Source organism: Sphingobium naphthae, assembly GCF_043589935.1.
Classification (GTDB): domain Bacteria; phylum Pseudomonadota; class Alphaproteobacteria; order Sphingomonadales; family Sphingomonadaceae; genus Sphingobium; species Sphingobium naphthae_A.
In genome coordinates this window covers 31,828-56,795 of sequence record NZ_CP171454.1, presented here as the reverse complement: position 1 = coordinate 56,795, position 24,968 = coordinate 31,828, and the positions used below count along the sequence as shown (strand labels likewise).

Below are 24,968 nucleotides of genomic sequence, written 5' to 3'. Positions count from 1 at the left end.
ATGTCTTCGCGCGCTCGTGTCCTCCTGCTCAACGCCGCCCTCGGCCCGCTTGACTATCGCGTGCCGCACGGGATGCGGGTGGAGCATGGCAGCATCGTCGTCGCACCGCTGGGGCCGCGGCAGATCGTCGGCGTCGTGTGGGAGGAGGATCGCTTTCCCGACGTCGAAAGCGTCGGCGACAATCGCCTGCGCAACCTGCTGGAGGTGGTGGACGCCCCGCCGCTGCCCGAACCGCTGCGCCGGCTGATCGAATGGACCGCCGACTATTATCTCAGCCCCCCGGCCGCCGTGCTGCGCATGGCGCTGTCGTCCATGTCGGCGCTGGAGGGGGCGCGGACGGTCATCGAATATCGAGCCACCGGCGCCGTGCCCGACCGCATGACCGAGCAGCGCGCCCAGGCGCTGGAGCGGATCGGCGAGCGGCAGGGGCTGATCCGCGAACTCGCGATGATCGGCGGGGTCAGCGACGCGGTGATCCGCGGCCTCATCAAGCAGGACATATTCGAAGCGGTGGAGGTGAGCGTCGACACGCCCTTCCCCCTGCCCGACCCCGATCATGCGCCGCCCGCCCTGTCGGACGCGCAGGCCGCCGCCGCCGGGCAGATGGCCGATGCGGTGCGGGCGCAGGATTTCGCCCCCTTCCTGCTCGACGGAGTCACCGGATCGGGCAAGACGGAAGTCTATTTCGAGGCCATCGCGGCGGCCATCCGAGCGGAACGGCAAGTGCTGGTGCTGCTGCCCGAGATCGCGCTGACCGAGCCTTTTCTGGAGCGGTTCGAAAAACGTTTCGGATGCGTTCCAGTCAACTGGCATAGCGGTCTGCGACAGAGCGAGCGGCGTCGTGCCTGGCGCGCGATCGCCAGCGGCCAGGCGCAGGTGGTGGTCGGCGCGCGATCGGCGCTGTTCCTGCCCTATCCCAATCTGGGCCTCATCATCGTCGATGAAGCGCATGAGGCGAGCTTCAAGCAGGAGGACGGGGTCCATTATCATGCCCGCGACGTGGCAGTGATGCGCGGCCTCATCGAGAAATTCCCGGTCATCCTTGCCTCCGCCACGCCCGCCATCGAGACCCGGCATCAGGTGGAGTTGGGCCGCTATGCCGAAATCAGGCTGCCGTCCCGCTATGGCGGGGCGGAGATGCCCGACATTCATGGCATCAACCTGCTGACCGACCCGCCCGAGCGCGGCCGCTGGATCGCCCCGCCGCTGGTCAAGGCGATCGACGAGACGATGGCGAAGGGCGAGCAGAGCCTGCTGTTCCTCAACCGGCGCGGCTATGCGCCGCTGACGCTGTGCCGCCATTGCGGCTATCGCTTCCAATGCCCCAATTGCACCGCCTGGATGGTCGAGCATCGGCTGACCCATCGCCTGGCCTGCCATCATTGCGGTCATGTCATCCCCGCGCCGCGCCGCTGCCCGGAATGCAAGGAGGAGGACAGCCTGGTCGCCTGCGGCCCCGGCGTCGAGCGCATCGCCGACGAGGTGAAGGCGCTCTGGCCCGACGCGCGCACCGCCATCGCCACATCCGACACGCTCTGGTCGCCCGCCCGCGCCGCCGATTTCGTGAAGTCGGTGGAGGCGGGCGATGTCGACATCATCATCGGCACGCAATTGGTGACCAAGGGCTATCATTTCCCCAACCTGACCCTGGTGGGGGTGATCGACGCCGACCTGGGGCTGGAAGGGGGCGACTTGCGCGCGGCCGAACGCACATTCCAGCAGGTGATGCAGGTGGCGGGCCGCGCCGGGCGAGGCGAGAAGCCCGGCCGCGTCTTCATCCAGACTCGCATGCCCGAAAGCGAGGTCATCCAGGCGCTGGTCGACGCCGATCCCGAACGCTTCTACGCCGTCGAGACCGAAAATCGCCGCCGCGCCAACGCTCCGCCCTTCGGCCGGTTCGCCGCGATCATCATATCCAGCGAGGATGCTGACGAAGCGGCGCAGACTGCGCGCCTCATCGGCAAGTCCGCGCCGGTGATCGAGGGGATGCGCGTCTATGGCCCCGCGCCCGCGCCGCTGGCCGTGCTGCGCGGGCGGCACCGGCACCGGTTGCTGATCCACGCCAGCCGGCAGGTCGACATCCAGGCCGCGATCCGCGAATGGCTGGGCAACCTGGCGTGGAAATCGGGCACGCGCGTCGCGGTGGACGTCGATCCCTACAGCTTCATGTGATGACGACGCCGGCTGCCAGCCCCTGCCGCAACCTGTGCGCGCTGGACCGCCAGCGCGAAAGCTGCACCGGATGCGACCGCACGATCGAGGAGATCGTGCATTGGCGCAGCCTGACCGAAGCGCAGCGCGCCGCTGTCATGCAGCGGGTTCGGGACTTTCAGCCGACCGAGCGCCCTTCCCCTTTTCCGCCGCCTGCGCGTCGAACTGCGCCTTGAGCCGCAGCGCCGCTTCCCGCATGTCGAATCCGTGCGGCGAATAGGCGATCGGATCGAGGAGGATGGAGGCGGCTTCATAGTCGCCGCGGATCGCCATGGCATGCGCGAAATTCATGCGGTATTCGGGGCTTTGCGGAAGGAGCGAGAACGCCTTGTAGAGCCCGTCATAGCCAAGGTCGGGCATCTTGCCCCCGCGCATCGCATGATAGCGGTAGAAGAGCGCCAATGGCACGGGATCCTCGGTATCGGCGCGGTTGGCGCGCACGATCGAGGAAAGCGCGGCCTTCCAGTCTTCCGCCCGGTCGCTGTCCTGCGCGCAGACCAGCAGCACCTGCGCGCGCACGGCATAGGCGCGCGACGATTGCGGATCGAGCGCGATGGCGCGGTCGGCATCGGCAAGCGCGGCCTCCGTCTGCTCGGCCGCCCATTCCGCTTCGGCGAGCACCGCCAGCGCATAGGCGCTCTGCGGATAACGGGACGCGGTGGCGCGGATCGAGGCGACCAGTGCGGGCAGTTCCTCGGTCCGGGGGTGATGGAGCAGATGCAGTTCATCCTCGATCAGGGCGCCTTGCGCCTCATCCACCGGCTCGATGCTGATGGGAGGGATCTGCAATTGCCTGGGCGTCAGGCGGGACGCGGACAGGCGATGGCGCATATAGACCTTCAGATCCTTTTCCAGCCCATCCAGCCCGCCTTCGAAATAGCTGTCGGGATCAATGTCCTTCACGCCATTCGCGACATCGTTGAGATAGCGCGCGATGTCGGCGCGCCGATCCGTCTCATATTGGAAATAGTGAGTGAGCAGCCAGGCGGTGCCATAATAGCGATCGCCGTCGCGCAGGCTGAGGCCGTCCGTGTTGCGGGCGAACAGGTTCTTGACCGGATAGAGCGATCCCATCACCAACCCGGGCGCGCGCGCCAGCGGCACATGGCCGAATTCGATGGAGCCATCGCGCGGGAATTTGACGATGGAGAAAAACTCCGCAAAGCCTTCGACATACCAGGCGGGATAGGCCGCCGGGAAATGATGCAGCATGAAATGGTGCGTATATTCGTGGAACAGGATGTCCTGTGCCCCGAAATTAAACTGGTTGGCCTTTTCTCCACGCGACAGGACGGCGAAGGCCGATCGGTCGGACGTCGTATAGAAGCCGCCGATGTTCGGATTGCGCGCCAGTTCCCGGACCTTGGTCTCGCTGGACAGGATATAGACCTTGACCGGGCTGCCCTGTTGCGGGTTGGTCACCTTGGTGACGGTGCGCAGCAGGAAATCGAACTTTTCCAGCTTCTCCGCGAATTCGCGCAGCTTGGCGTCTCCGCCTTCCCGATAGACGGTGAAATGCTGGGTCTTCGCCTGCCACCAGGCCGCCTGCGCGCTTCCCGCGCCAGCCAGCATCAGGCCGAGCCCGACCAGCATCTTCCCCCGGAATCGCATCATGCCCCGAACCCCTCATGCCCCGCATCAGGGTGGAACAAGTCGGCGGCGAAGAAAAGACGCAATCTTCCCGTTACTTGGCCTTTTCGCGGGCGAGCAACGCCTGCTTTCGCTCGACGCCCCAGGCATAGCCGCCCAGGCTGCCGTCGCGGCGCAGCACGCGGTGACAGGGGATGAGGACTGCAAGTTTGTTGTCACCGCACGCGCTGCCCGCCGCGCGAACGGCGCCGGGCCGGCCGATCGCCGCCGCGATGTCGCCATAGCTGCGCGTTTCGCCCGGGGGAATGGCGCGCAGCGCGGCCCAGACCGCCTGCTGGAAGGCCGTGCCGCGCACATCGGTGGGAAGCGCCGCGTCGGCGCGCGGATCGTCGACAAGCGCCGCGACCTTGGCCGCCATGGCGTCCAGACCCGCATCGGCCGGGCACAGCCGCGCCTGGGGAAAGCGGGCGCGCAAGTCCGCCTCGCCCTCACCGAAGCTGATGCGGCACAGGCCCTTGGGCGTTGCCGCGACCAGCATCGGCCCCAGGCTGGTATCGACGGTGCGCCAGCGGATCGCGACGCCGCGCCCACCATCCTTCCAGGCGCTGGGCGTCATGCCCAGATGCCGCTGCGCATCGGAATAGGCGCGGCTGGGCGCGTTATAGCCCGCTTCGTAGATGGCGTCGGTGATCCGTCCTTCGGCGTCCAGCGCCGTCTTCAGCCTTTCGGTGCGCAGCGCCCGCGCCCAGCCGGCAGGGGTCAGCCCGGTTTCCCGCTTGAAGAGGCGATGGAAATGATGGGGGGCATAGCCGACATGGGCGGCGATCGCCTCCAGACGGGGCGCATCCTCGGCCGCTTCGATCATCGCGATGGCGGCGCGCACCGCCAGCCGATCCCGCCCGACCTCATCGGGGCGGCAGCGCAGGCAGGCGCGGAAGCCCGCCGCCCGCGCGGCCGCGGGATCGGGCAGGAAGGACATATTCTCCCGCCGGGGATGGCGCGCGGCGCAGCTGGGCTTGCAATAGATGCCGGTGGTGGCGACGCAGCCGACAAACTGCCCGTCCATCGCCCGGTCGCGGCGCAGGAAGGCGGCCCAGCAGGCATCGGCATCGGGCATGGCGGCAGGGGCGAAGCGAGTCATATGCTGCATGGATATAGGGCATAAAGCGCGCGAGTGCGCCCCGCTTCCCGCGCCTTGCGATCAAAGCATTTCGGCTTTTCCCGATTGCACCGCGCCGGGCATTGCATATGAATGCGCCACGATGGTCGCCTTTCTTCGCCGCTTCGCCCCCGCCCTTGGCCTGTTCCTCGCGCTGCTGGCGCCAGCGGCGCTCCATGCCGAACAGCAGGATATCGCCGCCGCTGCGCGCGGGGTGGTGCGCGTGGCGCTGGTCGCCACCGACGGGTCGGACGCCTATTTTGTCGGCCATGGCAGCGGCTTTGCCGTCGCGCCCGACAAGGTGCTGACCAACGCCCATGTCGTCGAACTGGCGCGCGAGGAGCGCAATCTGGTGATCGGCGTCATCCCGTCCGAAGGCAGCAAGACCTATGGCGGGCGAATCATCGCCTATTCGCCGGGCAATGACCTGGCGCTGGTCCAGCTGGAGGAAGGCAGCCTGCCGGTCAGCTCATTCTACGCCGGGGCGGTCAGTGACGGGCAGCATGTGACCGCGATCGGCTATCCCGGCACGGTCGACCGGGCGCAGGGCCTGGGCCTGAAGCAACTGGTCGAGCCGCTGGCCACGGTGAAGACCAGCGGCAATATCTCGTCGGGCCGGGCGAGCCAGAGCTTCGACACGATCCTGCACACCGCCCCGCTCGCCGCCGGCAACAGCGGCGGGCCGCTGGTCGATGATTGCGGGCGCGTGCTGGGCGTCAACAGCTTCGGTTCGATTTCCGACGGCAATGACGCGGAGTTCGGCTTTGCCGTGTCCTGGCGCGAGATCGCATCCTTCCTGCGGCAGGCAGGCGTGTCGTCGCTGCACACCGTCGTCCCCTGCCGATCCATGGCCGAAGCGGACGCGGCCGAGGCATCCTTGACGCAGCGTGAAGCACAGGCGAGCGAACAGAAGGACCGCGCCGTCAACCAGGCGCGCGACGCTGCGCTGACCAAGGCGCGTGACGATGCCGAGCGCGCCATCATCACCGCACGCGAAAATGCGATGGCGGGCGCGGCGGTGCTGCTGGCGCTGGCGGTGCTGGGGCTTGGCGCAGGCGGCCTTTTCTACACGCAGGGCAAGGAACGGCAGGCGACCTGGTTCCTGGCGGGCGGCGGCGTGCTGTTGCTGGGCGCGCTCGGCCTCTTCGTCTTCAAGCCGAGCTTCGACAGCATCGACGAGCGCGTGAAGATGCCCCAGGACAAGGGCGTAACGTCCAACGCCGCCTTCGCCTGGGCCGGCGACAATATCTGCAAGGTGGACGTCGCGCGCAGCCGACTGACGGTGTCGCAGCCCAACGACATCCCCTTCAACTGGGCCGAGGGCGGATGCGTCAACGGCGATGTCCAATATGTGGCGGACGGCACCGGCTGGCGGCGCATGACCGTGCCGAAGGAGGGCAATTACGCGTCCTCCAGCCGCTTCGACCCCGCCACGGGCGTGCTGCGCGTCGAGCGCTGGCTGCCCGACCTCGACACGATGGACAAGCTGCGCGGCCTGCAGAAAGGCAAGCCGATCAAGGGCTGCGGCACAGATCCCGAACTGCTGGAGCGCATCGCCACCTTGCGGTCGGACGCTGCCGCACTGCTTCCCGCCCAGCCCAATGAGCGCATCGTCTATCATTGCCAGAAGGGCCGGCTCGCTCCCGCTGACCCGGCGGAACGGGCGAATCGCTGAGGAATAAAAACTCAGGCAAATGCGCGCGATTTGGCGCTTGTGCCGGAATCGTGTCACATGACTTGCATAGTCATATGGGCGCTGCTAACCGGCCCGGCGACAGGGGTTCGGGACGGTATCAAACCGCGCCCCTCTTTTTTGCACGATCTGCAAATCAAGTGGAGGACGGTAAGCGCGTGGAGACTAGCGGCGGGATTCAGGCCAGCCTCAGCGGCCGCTATGCGGTGGCGCTGTTCGATCTGGCGCGCGACGCACAGTCGCTAGACACGGTGGCCGGCAGCCTGGCCGCGCTCAAGGCCGCGCTGGCCGAATCGGCCGAGTTCAAGGGCCTGATCAACAGCCCCGTCCTCAGCCGCGACGCAATCGGCAAGACGATCGCGGCCGTCGCATCCACCATGGGCATCGACGCGCTGACCACCAAATTCCTGGGCGTGCTGGCGCAGAACCGCCGCCTTGCCCAGCTTCCCGCCATCATCCGCGCCTATGAAACGCTGCTGTCGAATCACAAGGGCGAGGCGCGCGCCGAAGTGACCAGCGCCCATCCGCTCGATGCCGATCAGGTCGCGGCGCTTGCCCGCAATCTGCGCGCGCGCGTCGGCCGCGATGTGGCGGTCGACGCCAAGGTCGACCCCGCGATCCTGGGCGGGCTGGTCGTCAAGATCGGCAGCCAGATGATCGACAGCTCCATCCGTACCCGACTGAACACCCTCGCCATGGCGATGAAAGGCTGAAGGCTCAAATCATGGACATCAACGCCGCAGAAATTTCGAAGGTCATCAAGGACCAGATCGCCAATTTCGGCACCGAAGCGCAGGTCAGCGAAGTCGGCTCCGTGCTGACCGTGGGCGACGGCATCGCCCGCGTCCATGGCCTCGACAATGTCCAGGCCGGTGAAATGGTCCAGTTCGCCAATGGCGTGCAGGGCATGGCGCTGAACCTGGAAGCCGACAATGTCGGCGTCGTGATCTTCGGCTCCGACGCCGAGATCAAGGAAGGCGACACCGTCAAGCGCACTGGCACCATCGTCGACGTGCCCGTGGGCAAGGGCCTGCTGGGCCGCGTGGTCGACGGCCTGGGCAACCCGATCGACGGCAAGGGCCCGATCGAATATACCGAGCGCAAGCGCGTGGAAGTCAAGGCGCCGGGCATCATCCCGCGCAAGTCGGTGCACGAGCCCGTGCAGACTGGCCTGAAGGCGATCGACGCCCTCGTCCCCGTCGGCCGCGGCCAGCGCGAGCTGATCATCGGCGACCGCCAGACCGGCAAGACCGCCGTCGCGATCGACACCTTCATCAACCAGAAGGGCATCAACGCGGGCGATGACGAGAGCAAGAAGCTCTACTGCATCTATGTCGCGGTCGGCCAGAAGCGCTCGACCGTCGCGCAGATCGTCAAGCAGCTCGAAGAAAATGGCGCGATGGAATATTCGATCGTCGTCGCCGCGACCGCTTCGGAGCCCGCTCCGCTCCAATATCTGGCGCCCTATACCGGCGTCACCATGGGCGAGTTCTTCCGCGACAACGGCATGCACGCCGTGATCGTCTATGACGACCTGTCCAAGCAGGCCGTCGCCTATCGCCAGATGTCGCTGCTGCTGCGTCGCCCGCCGGGCCGCGAAGCCTATCCGGGCGACGTCTTCTACCTGCACAGCCGCCTACTGGAGCGCGCGGCCAAGATGAACGACGCCAATGGCGCCGGCTCGCTGACCGCGCTGCCGATCATCGAAACGCAGGCGGGCGACGTGTCGGCCTATATCCCGACCAACGTGATCTCGATCACCGACGGCCAGATCTTCCTGGAAACCAACCTGTTCTACCAGGGCATCCGTCCGGCCATCAACGTCGGCCTTTCGGTGTCGCGCGTCGGTTCCGCCGCGCAGACCAAGGCGATGAAGAAGGTGTCGGGCAGCATCAAGCTGGAGCTGGCCCAGTATCGTGAAATGGCGGCCTTCGCCCAGTTTGGTTCGGACCTCGACGCGTCGACGCAGAAGCTGCTGAACCGCGGCGCGCGCCTCACCGAGTTGCTGAAGCAGCCGCAATTCTCGCCCCTCCCCTTCGAGGAGCAGACCGCGTCGATCTTTGCCGGCACCAACGGATATCTCGATGGCGTGGCGGTCAAGGACGTCACGCGATATGAGGAAGCGATGCTGGCCTATCTGCGCCATGACCATGCCGACGTGCTGGCCATGATCCGCGACAGCAAGGATCTGGGCGACGAAGCCAAGGGCAAGCTGAAGGCCGCGCTCGACGCGTTCGGCAAGACGTTCGCTTAAGACCATCAAGCTCCGTCATCCCCGCGACTGCGGGGACCCATCTCCCGGACGTCCGCTCCGGGGCACGGTTCGGAGATAGGGTCCCGCTTTTGCGGGAATGACGAAAAGGGTTGAAGTAGGTAGGATATGCCCAGCCTCAAGGAACTGAAGATCCGCATCGGGTCGGTGAAATCGACCCAGAAGATCACCAAGGCGAAGCAGATGGTCGCCGCCGCGAAGCTGCGCAAGGCGCAGGCCGCGGCCGAGGCCGCGCGCCCCTATAGCGAGCGGCTGGAAGCGGTTGTTGCCTCCCTCGCCACCAAGATCGCCGGTGGATCGGGCGAGGGCGCGTCGCCTTTGCTCGCTGGCACCGGCAAGGATGAGGTGCATCTGTTGGTCGTCGCCAATTCCGACCGCGGCCTTGCCGGCGCGTTCAACGCCAATATCGTCAAGGCCGCGCTCGCCAAGGCGCGCGCGCTGGAGCTGGACGGCAAGAAGGTGGAATTCTACCTTGTCGGCCGCAAGGGCCGACCGGTCATCAACCGCACCTACCCCGGCCGGATCGTCGCCAATTATGACACCACCGGGGTCAAGGAGCCCGGCTTCGACCAGGCGCAGGCGATCGCGCATGAGCTGACCGACATGTATCTGAACGGCAAGTTCGACGTCGCGCATCTCTTCTACTCGCGCTTCAAGTCGGCGCTGGCGCAGGTGCCGACCGAGCAGCAGATCATCCCGGTAAAGATCCCCGCCGACGCCGATCGCAATGCGATCGCCGCGACGGTGGAATATGAACCGAGCGAAGAAGCGATCCTGGACGACCTGCTGCCGCGCAACGTGACGGTGCAGATCTTCAAGGCGCTGCTGGAAAACAACGCGTCGGAACAGGGCGCGTCGATGACCGCCATGGACAATGCGACGCGCAACGCGGGCGACCTCATCAACAAGCTGACCATCCAGTATAACCGCAGCCGCCAGGCCGCGATCACTACCGAACTCGTCGAAATCATCTCGGGCGCCGAAGCCCTTTAAGTGCAGGCAAGGACAGCAGTCATGGCAACAAATTCAGGTGCAGGCACCAACAATGTAGGCCGCATTTCGCAGGTCATCGGCGCCGTCGTCGACGTGACCTTCCCCGATGCGCTCCCGGCGATTCTCTCGGCGCTGGAAACCAGCAACAACGGCCAGCGCCTGGTGCTGGAAGTCGCCCAGCACCTGGGCGAGAACACCGTCCGCACCATCGCGATGGACTCGACCGACGGCCTGACCCGTGGCCAGGAAGTGACCGACACCGGCGCGCAGATCAGCGTTCCCGTCGGTCCCGCGACGCTCGGCCGCATCCTGAACGTCGTTGGCGAGCCGATCGACGAGCGCGGTCCGGTCGCCACCACGCAGACCGCCCCGATCCACGCCAAGGCTCCCGAATTTGTCGACCAGTCGACCGACGCGTCGATCCTGGTCACGGGCATCAAGGTCATCGACCTGCTCGCCCCCTATGCCAAGGGCGGCAAGATCGGCCTGTTCGGCGGCGCGGGCGTGGGCAAGACCGTGCTCATCCAGGAACTGATCAACAACATCGCCAAGGGCCATGGCGGCACGTCGGTGTTCGCGGGCGTGGGTGAACGCACCCGCGAAGGCAACGACCTGTATCACGAGTTCCTCGACGCCGGCGTCATCGCCAAGGATGCCGATGGCAATGCGATCAGCGAAGGATCGAAGGTCGCGCTGGTTTACGGCCAGATGAACGAGCCCCCGGGCGCCCGCGCGCGCGTCGCCCTGTCGGGCCTGACCATCGCCGAATATTTCCGCGACGTCGAAAATCAGGACGTGTTGTTCTTCGTCGACAATATCTTCCGCTTCACCCAGGCGGGCGCGGAAGTGTCGGCGCTGCTCGGCCGTATTCCTTCGGCCGTGGGCTATCAGCCGACCCTGTCGACCGACATGGGCGCGCTGCAGGAGCGCATCACCTCGACCAACAAGGGCTCGATTACGTCGGTCCAGGCCGTCTACGTGCCCGCGGACGACTTGACCGACCCGGCGCCGGCGACCAGCTTCGCGCACTTGGACGCCACCACCGTTCTCAACCGCGCCATTTCGGAACTGGGCATCTATCCGGCGGTCGACCCGCTCGACTCGACCAGCCGCGTTCTGGAGCCGCGCGTCGTGGGCCAGGAACATTATGAAACCGCCCGCGCGGTGCAGGCGATCCTGCAGAAGTACAAGTCGCTGCAGGACATCATCGCGATCCTGGGCATGGACGAGCTGTCCGAAGAGGACAAGCTGACCGTCGCCCGCGCGCGCAAGATCCAGAAGTTCCTTTCGCAGCCCTTCCACGTCGCGGAAGTCTTCACCGGCATTTCGGGCAAGTTCGTCCAGATCGAGGACACGGTGAAGTCGTTCAAGGCCGTTGTCGAAGGCGAATATGACCATCTGCCCGAAAACGCCTTCTACATGGTCGGCGGCATCGATGAGGCCATCGAAAAGGCCAAGAAGCTGGCCGCCGAAGCGGCTTAAAAACAAACCCTCCCCTCCCTTATAGGGAGGGGATTGAGGGGTGGGTAGCGAGCGAAGCGAGCTTCCACCTTCTCGGCTAGGGCGCAGGCCATCGCTTCGCAATGGCACCCACCCCCGGCCCCTCCCTGGTAGGGAGGGGGGAGAAGAATGATATGGCACTGCATTTCGAACTCGTGACCCCGGAAAAGCTCGTCCGCTCGGAAGAGGTCTACCAGGTGGTCGTTCCCGGCACGGACGGCGACTTCGGCGTGCTGGAGGGCCATGCCCCCTTCATGTCGACCGTGCGCGACGGCGCGATCCAGATCTTCACCAGCGCCGGCGCGGCCCCGGAAATGATCCCGGTCGAAGGCGGCTTTGCGGAAGTGAATGAGAAGGGACTGACGGTCCTGGCCGAAAAGGCCGGCTGAATCGGCGATCCCGATTGCGCCACAAGGCCGCCCTCCATCCGGAGGCGCGGCCTTTTTCTTTGTGATGCAACGCGGGTGCATCAAGCGCTTCGGCGGATCTTGCCAACGAACGCCGCCGACAGATGATCACTTGTCCCGTGAGGCGATGATCCGGGCGGGGGGAACTGCGACGACGGCCGCGCGCAAGGGCTGCGGCGGTCTGCCATTAGGCATTTATCAAAGTTTCCAGCCTATTCACCTTTTTCGGTCTTTCAACGGTCTCATCGGGTTCGCGAGGCCGGTCATAATGATGGCGGAGAAATATGAGCGCCTTTGGACGGAAACATGGACTCGCCGGCGCCAAGCCCGGCTTCGGCGTCGCGCGCCCGATGCACGGTGGCGCGGCCATCAAAGAGGAGTCGCCGCGCGGCGGCGACCAGTTCCCCCCGCTCGATATCGCTTCGCTGCCGGCCGATGCGCCACTGGACCCGCTGTCCGCCCCCACCAGCCAGATGCAGCGCAATGCCGACGCCATGTCGCGCCTGTCGGAACGCGCCAATGCCGAGCATGTGCCCGACGCGGGGCCGCAGGGGTTTGAAGCCAGCGTCCACAAGATCAAGGAGCAAGTGCTGCCGCGCCTGTTGGAGCGCGTTGACCCCGAAGCCGCCGCGACGCTGACTAAGGATGAGCTGGCGGAGGAATTCCGCCCGATCATCATGGAAGTGCTGGCGGAACTCAAGCTGACGCTCAACCGGCGCGAACAGTTCGCGCTGGAAAAGGTGCTGGTGGACGAGCTTCTGGGCCTCGGCCCGCTCGAGGAGCTGCTGGCCGACCCTGACGTCAGCGACATCATGGTCAATGGCCCGGACCAGACCTATATCGAAAAGAAGGGCAAGCTGCAGATCGCGCCGATCAAGTTCCGCGACGAGGAACATCTGTTCCAGATCGCGCAGCGCATCGTCAACAAGGTCGGCCGCCGCGTCGACCAGACGACGCCGCTGGCCGACGCTCGCCTGCCCGACGGTTCGCGCGTCAACGTGATCGTGCCGCCGCTCAGCTTGCGCGGCACCGCCATTTCGATCCGCAAATTTTCGGCCAAGCCGATCACCATCGACATGCTGGCCCAATGGGGCGCGATGTCGCCGAAGATGGCGACCGCGCTCAAGATCGCGGGCGCGTGCCGGTTCAACATCGTGATTTCGGGCGGCACCGGTTCGGGCAAGACGACGATGCTCAACGCGCTGTCGAAGATGATCGACCCGGGCGAGCGCGTGCTGACGATTGAGGACGCGGCGGAGCTGCGTCTGCAGCAGCCCCACTGGCTGCCGCTGGAAACCCGCCCGCCGAACCTGGAGGGTCAGGGCGCGATCACCATCGGCGACCTGGTCAAGAACGCCCTGCGTATGCGCCCCGACCGCATCATCCTTGGCGAAATTCGTGGCGCGGAATGTTTCGACCTGCTCGCCGCGATGAACACGGGCCATGACGGCTCCATGTGCACGCTCCACTCCAACAGCCCGCGCGAGTGCCTGGGCCGTATGGAAAACATGATCCTGATGGGCGACATCAAGATTCCCAAGGAGGCGATTTCCAAGCAGATCGCCGATTCGGTCGACCTGATCGTCCAGGTGAAGCGCCTGCGCGACGGTTCGCGCCGCGTGACCAACATCACCGAAGTGATCGGCATGGAGGGCGAGGTCATCGTCACCCAGGAACTGTTCAAGTTCGAATATCATGACGAGGATGACAGCGGGAAGATCGTGGGCGAATATCGCTCCATGGGCCTGCGTCCCTATACGCTGGACAAGGCGCGGATGTTCGGCTTCGACCAGCCGTTCCTGGAAGCCTGCCTGTAAGCTGGCATGGCTGGCGGGGATTATTCCCCGCCGCCCCCTTGCGCGGGCCGAGCGCCGGCGGCACATCTGCATCCTCCGCGATGAAGAGAGGATTGGTGCCATGAACCGTCTCGTTCCGCTTGGCCTGGCGATTGCCGGGCTTGCCCTCCCCGCCGTTCCGCTGCTGGCCCAGCAGGACCCCCATGCCGGTCACAGGATGGCGGCCGATCCGATCGCCGCCGCCGTCGCCGCGCCCACCCGCAAGCCCGCCAATGTCGCGCGCGACACATATCGCCATCCGGCCGAAACGCTGGCCTTTTTCGGCGTGACGCCGATGCAGACCGTGGTCGAATATGCGCCCAGCGGCGGCTGGTACAGCGAGATACTGGCGCCGCTCCTGCGCGATCATGGCACTTTCTACGCGCTGCAGCCGAGCGGCAGCTATCTGGACGGCTACAAGAGCTTCCTGGCGTCCAACCCGGTCTACGACCAGGTGAAGCTGGTCGCCTTCCCCGAGGAAAGCGCCAGCATACCGGCCGGCAGCGTCGACACGGTCCTGACGTTCCGCAATGTCCACAATATGGTCATGAGCGGCAAGGCAGCCGACACGTTCAAGGCCTTCTACACCATGCTGAAACCCGGCGGCACGCTGGGCGTGGTCGACCATCGCCTGCCCGAGGATCGCGACAGCGCCGCGGAAATGAAGAGCGGCTATCTCAAGGTCTCGACCGTGCGCAAGTTGGCCGAGGAAGCAGGTTTCGAATATGTCGGCGCATCGGAGGTCAACGCCAATCCCAAGGATAGCGCCAACTGGGAAAAAGGCGTCTGGACCCTGCCGCCGGTGCTGCGCAACAAGGATGTCGACAAGGACAAATATCTGGCCATCGGCGAGAGCGACCGGATGACGTTGAAGTTCCGCAAGCCCGCCGCCTGACCTAGGATCGCGGGCAGCCCGATCTCGATCCCAATCTGATTTCCGGAGCAGGCGGAGGCGCGAAGCGCTTCCCCCGCTCTCGATCCGTCTCTAAGGCGGGGGCGTGACTGCTCCCGCCCGCCCCCATCGCCCGCTCTTCGCCATCGCGCTGCGCCTTACCGCCGTCATCTGCCTGTCAGTCATGTTCATCACCGTGCGTCTGGCGAGCGAGCGCGGCGTCCACGTCATCGAATCCCTCTTCTACCGGCAGGCGCTGGCGTTGCCGGTGGTGGCGGTCTGGCTGATGTCGGCGGGCGGCCTGGCGACGGTGCGCACCAGGCGCATCGGCGTCCATGCCAGCCGCATGGCAATCGGCCTGACCGGTATGTGCCTCAATTTCCTGTCCTATATCCTTCTGCCGCCCGCCGAGGCCGCGACCATCGGCTTCACCATGCCGATCTTCGGCACCATCCTGTCGGCGCTGATCTTGCGCGAAGCGACGGGATGGCATCGCTGGGGCGCGGTGCTGATCGGCTTCGTAGGCGTGCTCGTCATGATCCACCCGGATGCCGGCCATTTCCCGGCACAGGGCGTCGCGGTCGCGATCGCCGCCGCGCTGGTGACCGCAAGCGTCAGCCTGGTGCTGCGCGAACTGGGGCGCACGGAACCGGCCGGCGTGATCGTGTTCTGGTTTACCGCCCTGTCCATGATCCCGCTGGGGCTGGCCATGCCCTTCGTCGCGCAGGGCCATGATCTGCTCACCTGGGCGATGCTGCTGATGATCGGCCTGTTCGGCGGCATCGCGCAACTCTGCCTGACCGCCGCGCTGCGCTGGGGGCCGGTGTCGGTCGTCTTGCCGATGGATTATAGCGCGATCATCTGGACCACGTTGCTGGGCGTCGCGATCGGGGAGGATTGGCCGCTGGCGACCACCTGGATCGGCGCGATGCTGATCGTCGGCAGCGGCCTGTATATCGCCTGGCGCGAACATGTCCGCGCAAGGCGGCCCATGGTCAGCCCAGCAGTTCCGCCTCGAGGCTGATCTCCGCCTTCAGCAGCTTGGAGATCGGGCAGTTGGCCTTCGCCTTGGCGGCGAGGTCCTGGAAGCTTTCATCGTCCGCGCCGGGAATGGTCGCCTTGAGCGACAATCGGCTGGCGGTCACGGCAAAGCCGTCCTCCAGCTTCTCCAGGGTCACGACGGCGCTCGTTTCCATCTTCTCGGCGGTCAGCCCGGCTTCGCCCAGGATCATCGACAGCGCCATGGTGAAGCAGGACGCATGGGCCGCGGCGATCAGTTCCTCTGGGTTGCTGCCGGGCACGCCTTCAAACCGCGTGGCGAAACCATAGGGATAAGCATCCAGCGCGCCGCTCTGGGTCGAGATGGTGCCCTTCCCGTCCTTGAGCCCGCCGCTCCACGCCGCCGATCCGCTGCGATTGATCTTCATGTGCGTCTCCATGCCAAAAGAAAGGTGGAACCCCTGCGGCCCCGCCTTGTTGCCATTGAATAGGCAATTTCATGCAGGAGAGTGACAATGAGCGTTTTTACGACCGAAAGCCATGATCTGATCGCCTCCGACCGGGTCGAGGGGACCGCCGTCTACAACCGGCAGGGCGAGCATCTGGGCAAGATCGACAATTTCATGGTGGAAAAGCGCAGCGGCCAGGTGCGCTATGCCGTCCTGTCCTTCGGCGGCTTCCTGGGCATCGGCAACGACCATTATCCGCTGCCCTGGTCGATCCTGACCTATGACACCGACAAGGGCGGCTATGTCATCGACCTCGACAAGGACGTGCTCGACAATGCGCCGCGCTATGCCGCCGATGCGCGGCCCGACTATGACGACACCTATGGCCGCAACGTCTATCAATATTATGGCGTCGTCTATCCCTGGTGAGGATCCGGGTTTGAAGGGCGAAGGGGCGACAGCGGACCCGCTGCCGCCCCTTTTTAATATTTCGGATCGGCGACATTGAGACACCGGCTGGCGAAATCAAATTGTCTACTTCAATTATAGAGTATATCCGAATCGTCCTAGCATGATGAGGAGTAGGACCATGAACCGAGTCGGATTTGCGGAGCGCCAGCGTCCGCCGGTCGTGCTGACCGTGCCGGGCCTCAACAATAGCGGGCCGGACCATTGGCAGACATTGTGGGAGGAATCGCGCGGCGATTGCGAACGCGTGGACCTAGGCCGCTGGGCCAATCCCAACCGCAACGCCTGGGTCACACGGCTGGACGCCGCCATTCGCCAGATTGATGGCCCCGTCATTCTGGCGGCGCACAGCCTGGGCTGCATCACCGTCGCCTGGTGGGGCGCCTTGCAGAACCAGGCCTATGGATGGCCCGTGACCGGCGCGCTGCTGGTGGCCCCGCCCGATTGCGACCGTGCCGAAACCCCTGACATGATCGGCAATTTCGGCCCGGTGCCGCGGTCGCAACTGCCCTTCCCGTCGATCCTGGTCGCCAGCCGCGACGACCCCTATATCTTTTTCGAACGCGCCCACAGCATGGGCAAATATTGGGGCAGCCGCTTCGTCGATGTCGGCCATTGCGGCCACGTCAACGCGGAGTCCGGGCTGGGCGACTGGGCCTTCGGTCAGGCGCTGCTCGACGAACTGATCGACGATGCGCAGGAACTGGCGATCAGCAATGATCCCGGGCCGCCGCTGATCCGATCTGTTGCGCCGGCGCGCGGCGCCAGCGCCCCGCCAGCGCACCGCTGACGAAATGAGGGACGGACCAGCCGGGCGGGACAAGAGCAACTTGACCGCCCTTTACTTTTCTTTCTTTGTCTACTTCAGAAGTTGAGATACAAGCAGCCGCAAGAGGTGTCCATGACTGACCAACGACCGATAGACTATCGCCCGAGCCGCCCCGATGCGGCCCGGATCGACATCATCGCCAGCGTCGACAAGGTGCGGGATGTGCTGGAGCATCTGCGCTTCGGATCGATCACGCTGACCGTTCATGACGCCCGGGTCGTGCAGATCGACGTCACGGAAAAGACGCGCCTGACCGCCTGAGCGGATCGGCCATGATGTAAAAAGGGTCGCGTCCACGCGGCTCATGCGGTTTGGGGGTGAGCCGCACAGCATAACGCCTGTCATTCCCGCACAGACCTACGGCTTTGACCGGACCACCGGAAATGCCGCGATCATCAACCACCGGACAGCCGGAAAGGGACTATCATGATTGCGCGTTTCCTGTTGCTCGCGAGCGTCGCGAGCGCATCCTTCCTTGTGTCCGAGGCGCAGGCTGAGGAGTCTGCCCCGCAACAGGCGGAAGCGGACATCGTCGGCGGCGCCATCGTCGTCACCGCACGCCGCCGCGCCGAAGAGCTGCAGGATGTGCCGCTCTCCGTGTCGGTGCTCAACGCCGAAGCGATCGAGCAGACCGGCAGCTACAATATCCAGCGCCTGACCCAGTTGCAGCCGACGCTGCAATTCTACTCCACCAATCCGCGCAACAGCTCCATCAACATCCGCGGCATCGGCGCGCCGCTGGGCCTCACCAATGACGGCATCGAGCAGGGCGTGGGCATCTATATCGACCAGGTCTATTATAACCGCGTCGCCGCGGCGACGCTGGACTTCGTCGATATCGAGCAGGTGGAGGTGCTGCGCGGCCCCCAGGGCACGCTCTATGGCAAGAACACGACCGCCGGGGCGATCAACATCACCACTCGCGCGCCCAGCTTCAGCTATGAGGGCAAGGCGGAACTCTCGGTCGGCAACCTTGGCTTCAAGCAGGCCAAGGCGACGGTTTCGGGCCCGATCACCGATCGGCTGGCCGTTCGCATCGGCGCATCGGTGACCGACCGGCAGGGGACGATCTACAATGTCGCGACCGATCAGCGCGTCAACAGCCAGGACTTTCTGGGCCTGAAAGGGTCATTGCTGTGGAAGGCGACCGATCGGCTGAACATCACCCTGTCGGGCGACTATAATCTGCAGAACCCGGTCTGCTGCGCGCAAATCTATGCCGGCTATGGCCCGACCCAGCGAGCGGAGAACCGCCAATATCCGGCACTGACGGCAGCGCTGGGCTATCAGGTGCCGAGCACCGACCCCTATGACCGGCTGACCGATCTCGACGCCGCGCTGCGCGCGCGCAACGAGATGGGCGGCGCATCGCTGCGCGCGGAATGGGACCTGGGGCCGGGCACGCTGACGTCCGTGACGGCCTATCGCTACTGGGACTGGCAGCCGTCCAACGACCGCGACTTCACCGGCCTCGACATCACGGCCAAGTCGCAGAACCCGACCCAGCAGAAGCAGTGGACGCAGGAAATCCGCTACGCGCAGGAAGGGCAGACGATCGACTTCGTGGTCGGCGGTTTCCTGTTCCATCAGACGATCCACACCACCGGCAGCCAGGTGCAGGGCGCAGACGCCAGCGCATGGCTGCTGAACCCGTCCAGCTCTCTGTCGCGGATACCGCAAGTGCTGGAAGGGCTGACCGCCGACAATGACATTCGGCTGAAGAACAGCAGCGCGGCGCTGTTCGGGCAGCTGACCTGGCATGTGACCGACCGGCTGAGCCTGCAGCCGGGATTGCGGCTCAACTATGACCGCAAGTCCGGCAGCTATGATTCGGTCGTGACCGGCACCGCGTCCGACGGCACGCGCCAGACCGTCACCTTCGCCAGCACCGATCCCTGGATCGTCGCGCAGCGCGGCGTGCTGGCGCCGCAATCCTTCGACGCGAAGTTCAGCGACTGGAACCTGTCATGGGACCTCACCGCATCCTATGAATTCAGCGATGACGTGATGGCCTATGCCACCTGGTCGCGCGCCTTCAAATCGGGCGGCATCAACCTGAATGGCGTGCCGCTGGACGGAAACGGCAATCCGCAGCTGGACGTGGCGACGGTGAAGCCGGAAAAGGTCAATCATTATGAAGTGGGGCTGAAAAGTCAGTTCTGGGACAAGCGCGCCACGCTGAACCTCAGCGGTTTCTGGACCGAGATCGAGGACTATCAGGCGATCGTGAACAATGGCCAGAACAGCGTGCTGCGCGGCTATCTGGCCAATGCCGACAAGGTGCGGGTGCGCGGGATCGAGGCCGATTTTTCGGTCCGTCCGTCCGACCGCGTCAACGCCTATGCCAGCGGCGCTTATACCGATCCCAAATATCTGCGCTTCACCAACGCCCCCTGCCCGCCCGAACTGTCCGGCGGATCGTCCAGTCCGGCGACCTGCGACATTTCCGGCCAGTTGCTGCCCGGCATCTCCAAATGGTCGCTGTCCTACGGTGTCGAATTCAACGTGCCCACCAGCGTGCTGGGCGGCGAGGGCCAGTTCTACATCGGTTGGGACGGCAGCTACCGATCGACCTTCTCGTCCAACGCCTCCCGCTCCATCTACATGGATATCGATGGCTACAGCCTCAACAATCTGCGGCTGGGCTTCCGCAACAGCGACGGCATCAACGTCTATGGCTGGGTCCGCAACATCTTCGACCAGAATTATATGGAGGTGCTGGCGACGACGCCCGGCAACACCGGACTGATCGCCGGCCAGCCCGGCGACCCGCGCACCTATGGGCTGACCATCAAGGCCGATTTCTAAAGAGGCTCCCCCCTGAAGATGAGCGGCGCTCGCATGCCGCTCATCTTCCCTTCCCAATTTGCGCCGCGATGCGCGCTGGGGTAGAGCGCCCCCATGTCCACGACCTTCACGATCGACACCGCCACCAGCCGCGCCACCCCCACGCCCGCGCCGATGAAGCGGCTGACCGTGCCCGCCATCCAGCGGCGCAAGGTCGATGGCAGGACGGACGAACCGCTGGTGATGCTGACCGCCTATACCGCGCGCCAGGCGCAGCTGCTCGACCCGCATTGCGACATGCTGCTGGTGGGCGATTCGCTGGGCCAGGTGATTTACGGCCTGCCCTCCACCCTGCCGGTGACGCTGGACATGATGGTCGCGCATGGCGCGGCGGTGGTGCGCGGCAGCTATCACAGCGTCGTCATCATCGACATGCCCTTCGGCAGCTATGAAGCCTCGCCGCAGCAGGCCTTCGCCAGCGCCAGCCGCATCATGGCCGAAACCGGCGCGGCGGGCGTCAAGCTGGAAGGCGGGGCGGCGATGGCGGACACCATCGCGTTCCTCAGCCAGCGGGGCATCCCGGTAATGGCGCATATCGGCCTGACGCCGCAGGCGGTGAACGCGCTGGGCGGCTATGGCGCGCGCGGCAAGAGCCAGGAGGAACATGCCAAGATCCTGGGAGATGCGCGCGCGGTGGCGGCGGCCGGCGCCTTCGCCATGGTGGTCGAGGGGGTGATGGAGGACCTGGCCAACCTCATCACCGAGGGCGTCGACGTGCCGGTCATCGGCATCGGTGCGTCCGCACGGTGTGACGGGCAGGTGCTGGTGGCGGAGGACATGCTGGGCCTGTTCGAGCGCGTGCCCCGCTTCGTGAAGCGCTATGGCAATATGGCCGAAATGGTGAGCGAGGCAGCCGCGGCCTATGCCGCCGACGTGCGCAGCCGCGCCTTCCCGACCGACGATCAGGTCTATCGCCCCAAAATTTGATTTGCCTGTGGCATAAGCGCCGCTATTGATCGCGCCTTCTGCCAGACGTTTCTGATCCATTTCTCGGAGAATATCGTGGCCCTGACGCCGCAAAACAGCGAAGCCTTCATGCGCGAGGTCGATGAGGCCGTTCGCCAGGACCAGCTTGTGACCTTCTGGCAGCGCTATGGCCGCATCCTGCTCGTGCTGCTCATCGTCGGCCTCGCCGCCTTTGGCGGCTTGCTCTACTGGCAGCATCATCAAAAGACCCAGGCAGAGGCGGTGTCGGAGCAGATGGACAGCGTACTGGACGCCGCGGTCGGCGGCGGCACGCCCGATGCCAAGCAGCTCGACGCGCTGACCAAGGCCGACCAGCCCGGCTATCGCGCGTCGGCGCAGCTGGTGAAGGCGGGCCTCGCCGCGCGCAAGGGCGACGCCAAGGCGGCGATCGCGGCCTATCGCGCGATGGCGGCCGACGACAGCCTGGACCAGCCCTATCGCGACCTGGCGCTGATCCGTCAGACGTCGCTGGAGTTCGACAGCCTCAAGCCCCAGCAGGTGGTCGACCGGCTGAAGCCGCTGGCGGTGGAGGGCGCGCCCTGGTTCGGCAGCGCGGGCGAACTGGTCGCCGTCGCCTATATGAAGATGGGCAAGAACGACCTGGCCGGCCCGATGTTCGCGGCCATGGCCAAGGATGAGAAGGTGCCGCAGTCGATCCGTTCACGCGCCCGTCAGATGGCAGGCGTCATGGGTATCGACGCGGTGGAAATTCCGGCAGAGCCGAGCGAGGGATAAGCGTACAGATGGCGATGGTGAGCATGAAGAGCCTGGCGCCGATGGGCCGCGCCATGACCGTGGCGGCAATGATCGCGCTGCTGGCGGGCTGTGGCATCATCGGCGGCAAGAAGGGCGGACCCAAGACCCCCGTCGTCGGCAACCGGGTGTCGATCCTGTCCAATGAACGGGGGATCGAAGTCGATCCGGCGCTGGCGGACGTGCCCGTCACCCTGCCCGCCCCCTATGTCAACGACAGCTGGACGCAGCCGGGCGGCAATCCGTCCAAGGCGATGGGCCACTTGTCCCTCGCCGGATCGCCAGGTCAGGCCTGGACCGTTTCGATCGAGGGCAGCTCGCCCCAGGCCCGCCTGGCGGCATCCCCCGTGATCGCGGCCGGCAAGCTGTATGTGATCGATGCGGGCGCGCATGTCATCGCCTTCGACGCCGCCAGCGGATCGAAGCTGTGGCAGACGTCGCTGCCGGCCGAAGGCAATGGCCGCGCGCTGTTCGGCGGCGGCGTCAGCGTGCTGGGCGACCGGCTGTTCGCCAGCACGGGCGTGGGCGATGTCGTCGCCCTGGACGCCGCCAATGGCAACATCCTGTGGAAAAAGCAGCCGGGCGGCCCCTTGCGCGGCGCGCCGACGCTGGAAAATGGCCATGTCTATGTGATGGGTCAGGACAATCAGATCTTTGCGCTCAACCAGAGCGATGGCGCGACCCAGTGGACCGACAGCGGCACGTTGCAGGTCACCGGCATTTTCGGCGTCGCTGCGCCGGCGGCCGGCCAGGGCACGGTGATCGCCGGCTACAGCTCGGGCGAAATCAGCGCCTACCGCTATGAAAATGGCCGCAGCCTGTGGGGCGACGCGCTGTCGCGCACCAGCATCTCGACCGCGGTGGCGACGCTGACCGACATTGACGCTGACCCGGTGATCGATCGCGGCCGCGTCTTCGCCATCGGCCAGGGCGGCCGCATGGCGAGCTATGAACTGACCAGCGGCCAGCGCATCTGGGAAATCAACATCGCCGGCATTTCGACGCCGGCCGTGGTCGGCGAATGGGTATTTGCCGTCACCAGCGACGCCAAGCTGCTGTGCGTGTCGCGCGCCACCGGCAAGATCCGCTGGATCAGCCAGCTGCGCCGCTGGGTGAAGGAAAAGAAGAAGGACAAGTCGATCCGCTGGACTGGCCCGCTTGTGGCCGGAGGTCGCCTGATCGTGGTGTCGACCCGGGGCGAGATGGTCTATGTCGATCCGGCGTCGGGCAATGTTCAGGCCAGCATCGACATGGATCGGTCCATGTCGCTCTCGCCGGTCGTGGCCAACAACATGCTCTATGTGCTGGCCGACGATGGCAAGTTGACGGCGTTCCGCTAAAAGCGACAAAATGCTAAGCGTGCTCCTGCGAAAGCAGGGGGCCGGTTCCGCCAGACGGGCCGGGTCCCTGCCTTCGCAGGAGCACTGTTTTTATCGATAGTGATTATTGTGGAAGGAATTGGGCCATGCTGCCCACGGTAGCGATCGTCGGACGACCCAATGTGGGCAAGTCCACCCTGTTCAACCGGCTGGTCGGCAAGAAGCTGGCGCTGGTGGACGACCAGCCCGGCGTGACTCGCGACCGGCGCGAGGGGCAGGCGCATCTGCTGGGCCTGGACTTCACCATCATCGATACCGCCGGCTATGAGGATGAGGATCCGCAGTCGCTGCCCGGCCGGATGCGCTTGCAGACCCAGGCGGCGGTCGAGAATTGCGATGTCGCTCTGTTCCTGGTCGATGCGCGCGCCGGCGTCACCCCGCTGGACGAGGAGATCGCCCGCTGGCTGCGCGAAGGCGACGCGCCGGTGGTGCTGGTGGCCAACAAGGCCGAGGGCAAAGCGTCGGAGGGCGGCGTGATGGAAGCGTTTGGCCTGGGCCTGGGCGAACCCATCCCCTTTTCCGCGGAACATGGCCAGGGTCTGGCCGACCTGTTCCAAGCGCTGCTGCCCCATCTCGATCGCGAGGATGAGGAGGATGCGGACGCAGAGGACGACAGCGAAGCCGACATAGAGAGCGCGCCGCTGAAACTGGCGATCGTGGGCCGACCGAATGCCGGGAAATCAACTCTTATCAACAGGTTACTCGGCGAGAACCGGCTGCTGACGGGGCCGGAGGCGGGCATCACCCGCGACAGCATCGCGGTCGACTGGAGCTGGACCAGCCGCGAGGGCGTGGAGCGCCCCGTCCGCCTGATCGACACGGCCGGCATGCGCAAGCGCGCCAAGGTGCAGGACAAGCTGGAGAAGCTGGCGGTATCCGACGGCCTGAACGCTGTGAACTTCGCCGAAGTGGTCGTGCTGCTGCTCGACGCGACCCGCGGGCTGGAGGCGCAGGACTTGCGCATCGCCGACAAGGTGCTGGAGGAAGGCCGCGCCCTCGTCATCGCGCTCAACAAATGGGACACGGTGGAGAATGGATCGGCTTTGTACCAGGGCATCAAGCAGGCGCTCTCCGACGGCCTGGCGCAGGTGCGCGGCGTGCCGATCATGACCGTGTCGGCTGCGACCGGAAAGGGGCTGGACGACCTGATCCATGTCGCCTTCGAAACGCGCACCGCCTGGTCGCAGCGTATTTCGACCGGCATCCTCAACCGCTGGTTCGAGCGCGCGCTGGAGGCGAACCCGCCCCCGGCGCCGGGCGGCAAGCGGATCAAGCTGCGCTACATCACCCAGAACAAGACGCGGCCGCCCACCTTCGTGCTGTTCGGCACGCGGCTGGACGAACTGCCCGAAAGCTATCGCCGCTATCTGGTGAACGGCATCCGCAAGGAGCTGGGCTTTGGCGCGGTGCCGGTGCGGCTGACGCTGCGGAGCGCGAAAAATCCCTTTGGCAAATAAGGTCGAGCCGGTCGCGATCCAGGCGCGGGGGATGAAATGTCCCTGGCCCGCCCTGCGCGCGACGCGCGCTATGCGTGAGACAGACGCGATCGTGATCGAGGCCGACGACCCGATCGCCGGCGCAGAACTGGAGGCGCTGGCGCGCCACAATGGCTGGGATTTCGCGGCTTTGGGGCAGGATCGCTACCGCCTTGCGCGTCGCACTGGACCGGCCCAACCCCGCGAACTTTAACCGGCTGTTTACGCGCGCCCGCTATGATCGCGTGCGC

General features: G+C 65.5%; 23 protein-coding genes. 20 read left to right on the top strand and 3 right to left on the bottom strand.

Annotated features, from left to right (window positions below; translation table 11 throughout):
• Together ACGGKE_RS00280 and ACGGKE_RS00275 are read left to right on the top strand one after the other, a co-directional pair.
• The gene (locus ACGGKE_RS00280) at positions 1–2,172 is read left to right on the top strand and encodes a primosomal protein N' (protein WP_394439144.1); all 2,172 of its coding nucleotides are present in this window, start codon (positions 1–3) and stop codon (positions 2,170–2,172) included.
• Complete coding sequence (locus tag ACGGKE_RS00275; RefSeq protein ID WP_394439142.1) at positions 2,100–2,387, top strand: DUF1289 domain-containing protein; 288 nt, start codon at positions 2,100–2,102, stop codon at positions 2,385–2,387. Before ACGGKE_RS00280 ends, ACGGKE_RS00275 begins: the two co-directional genes overlap by 73 nt.
• On the opposite strand, the gene ACGGKE_RS00270 is transcribed toward ACGGKE_RS00275, so the two are convergent.
• Positions 2,308–3,825: a hypothetical protein gene (locus tag ACGGKE_RS00270; RefSeq protein WP_394439140.1), complete on the bottom strand. Its 1,518-nt coding sequence runs from the start codon at positions 3,823–3,825 to the stop codon at positions 2,308–2,310. The two genes, ACGGKE_RS00275 and ACGGKE_RS00270, sit on opposite strands and share 80 nt — an antisense overlap.
• A 70-nt stretch (positions 3,826–3,895) precedes the next feature.
• Positions 3,896–4,951: a bifunctional DNA-binding transcriptional regulator/O6-methylguanine-DNA methyltransferase Ada gene (gene ada / locus ACGGKE_RS00265; RefSeq protein WP_394439138.1), complete on the bottom strand. Its 1,056-nt coding sequence runs from the start codon at positions 4,949–4,951 to the stop codon at positions 3,896–3,898.
• Positions 4,952–5,063: 112 nt separating this feature from the next.
• On the opposite strand from ada, the gene ACGGKE_RS00260 reads away from it, so the two are divergent.
• From ACGGKE_RS00260 to ACGGKE_RS00220, 9 genes are all read left to right on the top strand, one after another.
• Positions 5,064–6,635, top strand: a complete 1,572-nt coding sequence (locus tag ACGGKE_RS00260) for a S1C family serine protease (RefSeq protein ID WP_394439136.1) — start codon at positions 5,064–5,066, stop codon at positions 6,633–6,635.
• Positions 6,636–6,811: 176 nt separating this feature from the next.
• Entirely contained in the window at positions 6,812–7,366 is a 555-nt protein-coding gene (locus ACGGKE_RS00255) for a F0F1 ATP synthase subunit delta (protein WP_394439134.1), read from the top strand.
• Between the two features lie 11 nt (positions 7,367–7,377).
• Complete coding sequence (gene atpA / locus ACGGKE_RS00250; RefSeq protein WP_394439132.1) at positions 7,378–8,907, top strand: F0F1 ATP synthase subunit alpha; 1,530 nt, start codon at positions 7,378–7,380, stop codon at positions 8,905–8,907.
• A gap of 126 nt (positions 8,908–9,033) precedes the next feature.
• Positions 9,034–9,918 (top strand): F0F1 ATP synthase subunit gamma, encoded by an 885-nt coding sequence (locus tag ACGGKE_RS00245; RefSeq protein ID WP_317516365.1) that lies wholly within the window; start codon positions 9,034–9,036, stop codon positions 9,916–9,918.
• A 21-nt stretch (positions 9,919–9,939) separates the two neighbouring features.
• On the top strand, positions 9,940–11,400 hold the full coding sequence (gene atpD / locus ACGGKE_RS00240; protein WP_394439130.1) for a F0F1 ATP synthase subunit beta: 1,461 nt from the start codon (positions 9,940–9,942) through the stop codon (positions 11,398–11,400).
• A 152-nt stretch (positions 11,401–11,552) separates the two neighbouring features.
• Positions 11,553–11,807, top strand: a complete 255-nt coding sequence (locus ACGGKE_RS00235; RefSeq protein ID WP_394439128.1) for an ATP synthase F1 subunit epsilon — start codon at positions 11,553–11,555, stop codon at positions 11,805–11,807.
• A 302-nt stretch (positions 11,808–12,109) separates the two neighbouring features.
• Entirely contained in the window at positions 12,110–13,642 is a 1,533-nt protein-coding gene (locus ACGGKE_RS00230) for a CpaF family protein (protein ID WP_394439126.1), read from the top strand.
• Between the two features lie 100 nt (positions 13,643–13,742).
• Entirely contained in the window at positions 13,743–14,555 is an 813-nt protein-coding gene (locus tag ACGGKE_RS00225; RefSeq protein ID WP_394439124.1) for a class I SAM-dependent methyltransferase, read from the top strand.
• Positions 14,556–14,697: 142 nt separating this feature from the next.
• Positions 14,698–15,576, top strand: coding sequence for a DMT family transporter (locus ACGGKE_RS00220; protein ID WP_394442074.1), 879 nt, complete (start codon positions 14,698–14,700; stop codon positions 15,574–15,576).
• Here the strand turns inward: ACGGKE_RS00220 and ACGGKE_RS00215 are convergent.
• Entirely contained in the window at positions 15,548–15,979 is a 432-nt protein-coding gene (locus ACGGKE_RS00215; RefSeq protein WP_394439122.1) for an OsmC family protein, read from the bottom strand. The genes ACGGKE_RS00220 and ACGGKE_RS00215 overlap by 29 nt on opposite strands.
• 87 nt (positions 15,980–16,066) lie before the next feature.
• Here ACGGKE_RS00215 and ACGGKE_RS00210 point away from each other — a divergent pair, with 87 nt between their 5' ends.
• The 9 genes from ACGGKE_RS00210 to ACGGKE_RS00170 all read left to right on the top strand — a co-directional run bounded on the left by ACGGKE_RS00210 (position 16,067) and on the right by ACGGKE_RS00170 (position 24,931).
• A complete protein-coding gene (locus ACGGKE_RS00210) occupies positions 16,067–16,429 on the top strand; it encodes a PRC-barrel domain-containing protein (RefSeq protein WP_394439120.1) in 363 nt (120 codons plus the stop codon).
• A gap of 160 nt (positions 16,430–16,589) precedes the next feature.
• Positions 16,590–17,258: an RBBP9/YdeN family alpha/beta hydrolase gene (locus ACGGKE_RS00205; protein ID WP_394439119.1), complete on the top strand. Its 669-nt coding sequence runs from the start codon at positions 16,590–16,592 to the stop codon at positions 17,256–17,258.
• Between the two features lie 111 nt (positions 17,259–17,369).
• Positions 17,370–17,558: a YezD family protein gene (locus ACGGKE_RS00200; protein WP_394439118.1), complete on the top strand. Its 189-nt coding sequence runs from the start codon at positions 17,370–17,372 to the stop codon at positions 17,556–17,558.
• 165 nt (positions 17,559–17,723) lie between these two features.
• Positions 17,724–20,105: a TonB-dependent receptor gene (locus ACGGKE_RS00195; protein ID WP_394439117.1), complete on the top strand. Its 2,382-nt coding sequence runs from the start codon at positions 17,724–17,726 to the stop codon at positions 20,103–20,105.
• A 93-nt stretch (positions 20,106–20,198) separates the two neighbouring features.
• Positions 20,199–21,071 carry a 3-methyl-2-oxobutanoate hydroxymethyltransferase gene (gene panB, locus ACGGKE_RS00190; protein ID WP_394439116.1) on the top strand — a complete coding sequence of 291 codons (873 nt, stop codon included), beginning with the start codon at positions 20,199–20,201 and terminating at the stop codon, positions 21,069–21,071.
• A gap of 75 nt (positions 21,072–21,146) precedes the next feature.
• On the top strand, positions 21,147–21,845 hold the full coding sequence (locus tag ACGGKE_RS00185; RefSeq protein WP_394439115.1) for a tetratricopeptide repeat protein: 699 nt from the start codon (positions 21,147–21,149) through the stop codon (positions 21,843–21,845).
• A 14-nt stretch (positions 21,846–21,859) separates the two neighbouring features.
• On the top strand, positions 21,860–23,203 hold the full coding sequence (locus ACGGKE_RS00180) for a PQQ-binding-like beta-propeller repeat protein (protein WP_394442071.1): 1,344 nt from the start codon (positions 21,860–21,862) through the stop codon (positions 23,201–23,203).
• A gap of 125 nt (positions 23,204–23,328) precedes the next feature.
• On the top strand, positions 23,329–24,699 hold the full coding sequence (der, locus tag ACGGKE_RS00175; protein WP_394439113.1) for a ribosome biogenesis GTPase Der: 1,371 nt from the start codon (positions 23,329–23,331) through the stop codon (positions 24,697–24,699).
• Positions 24,689–24,931 carry a sulfurtransferase TusA family protein gene (locus tag ACGGKE_RS00170; RefSeq protein WP_394439112.1) on the top strand — a complete coding sequence of 81 codons (243 nt, stop codon included), beginning with the start codon at positions 24,689–24,691 and terminating at the stop codon, positions 24,929–24,931. Before der ends, ACGGKE_RS00170 begins: the two co-directional genes overlap by 11 nt.
• Positions 24,932–24,968 lie beyond the last annotated feature (37 nt).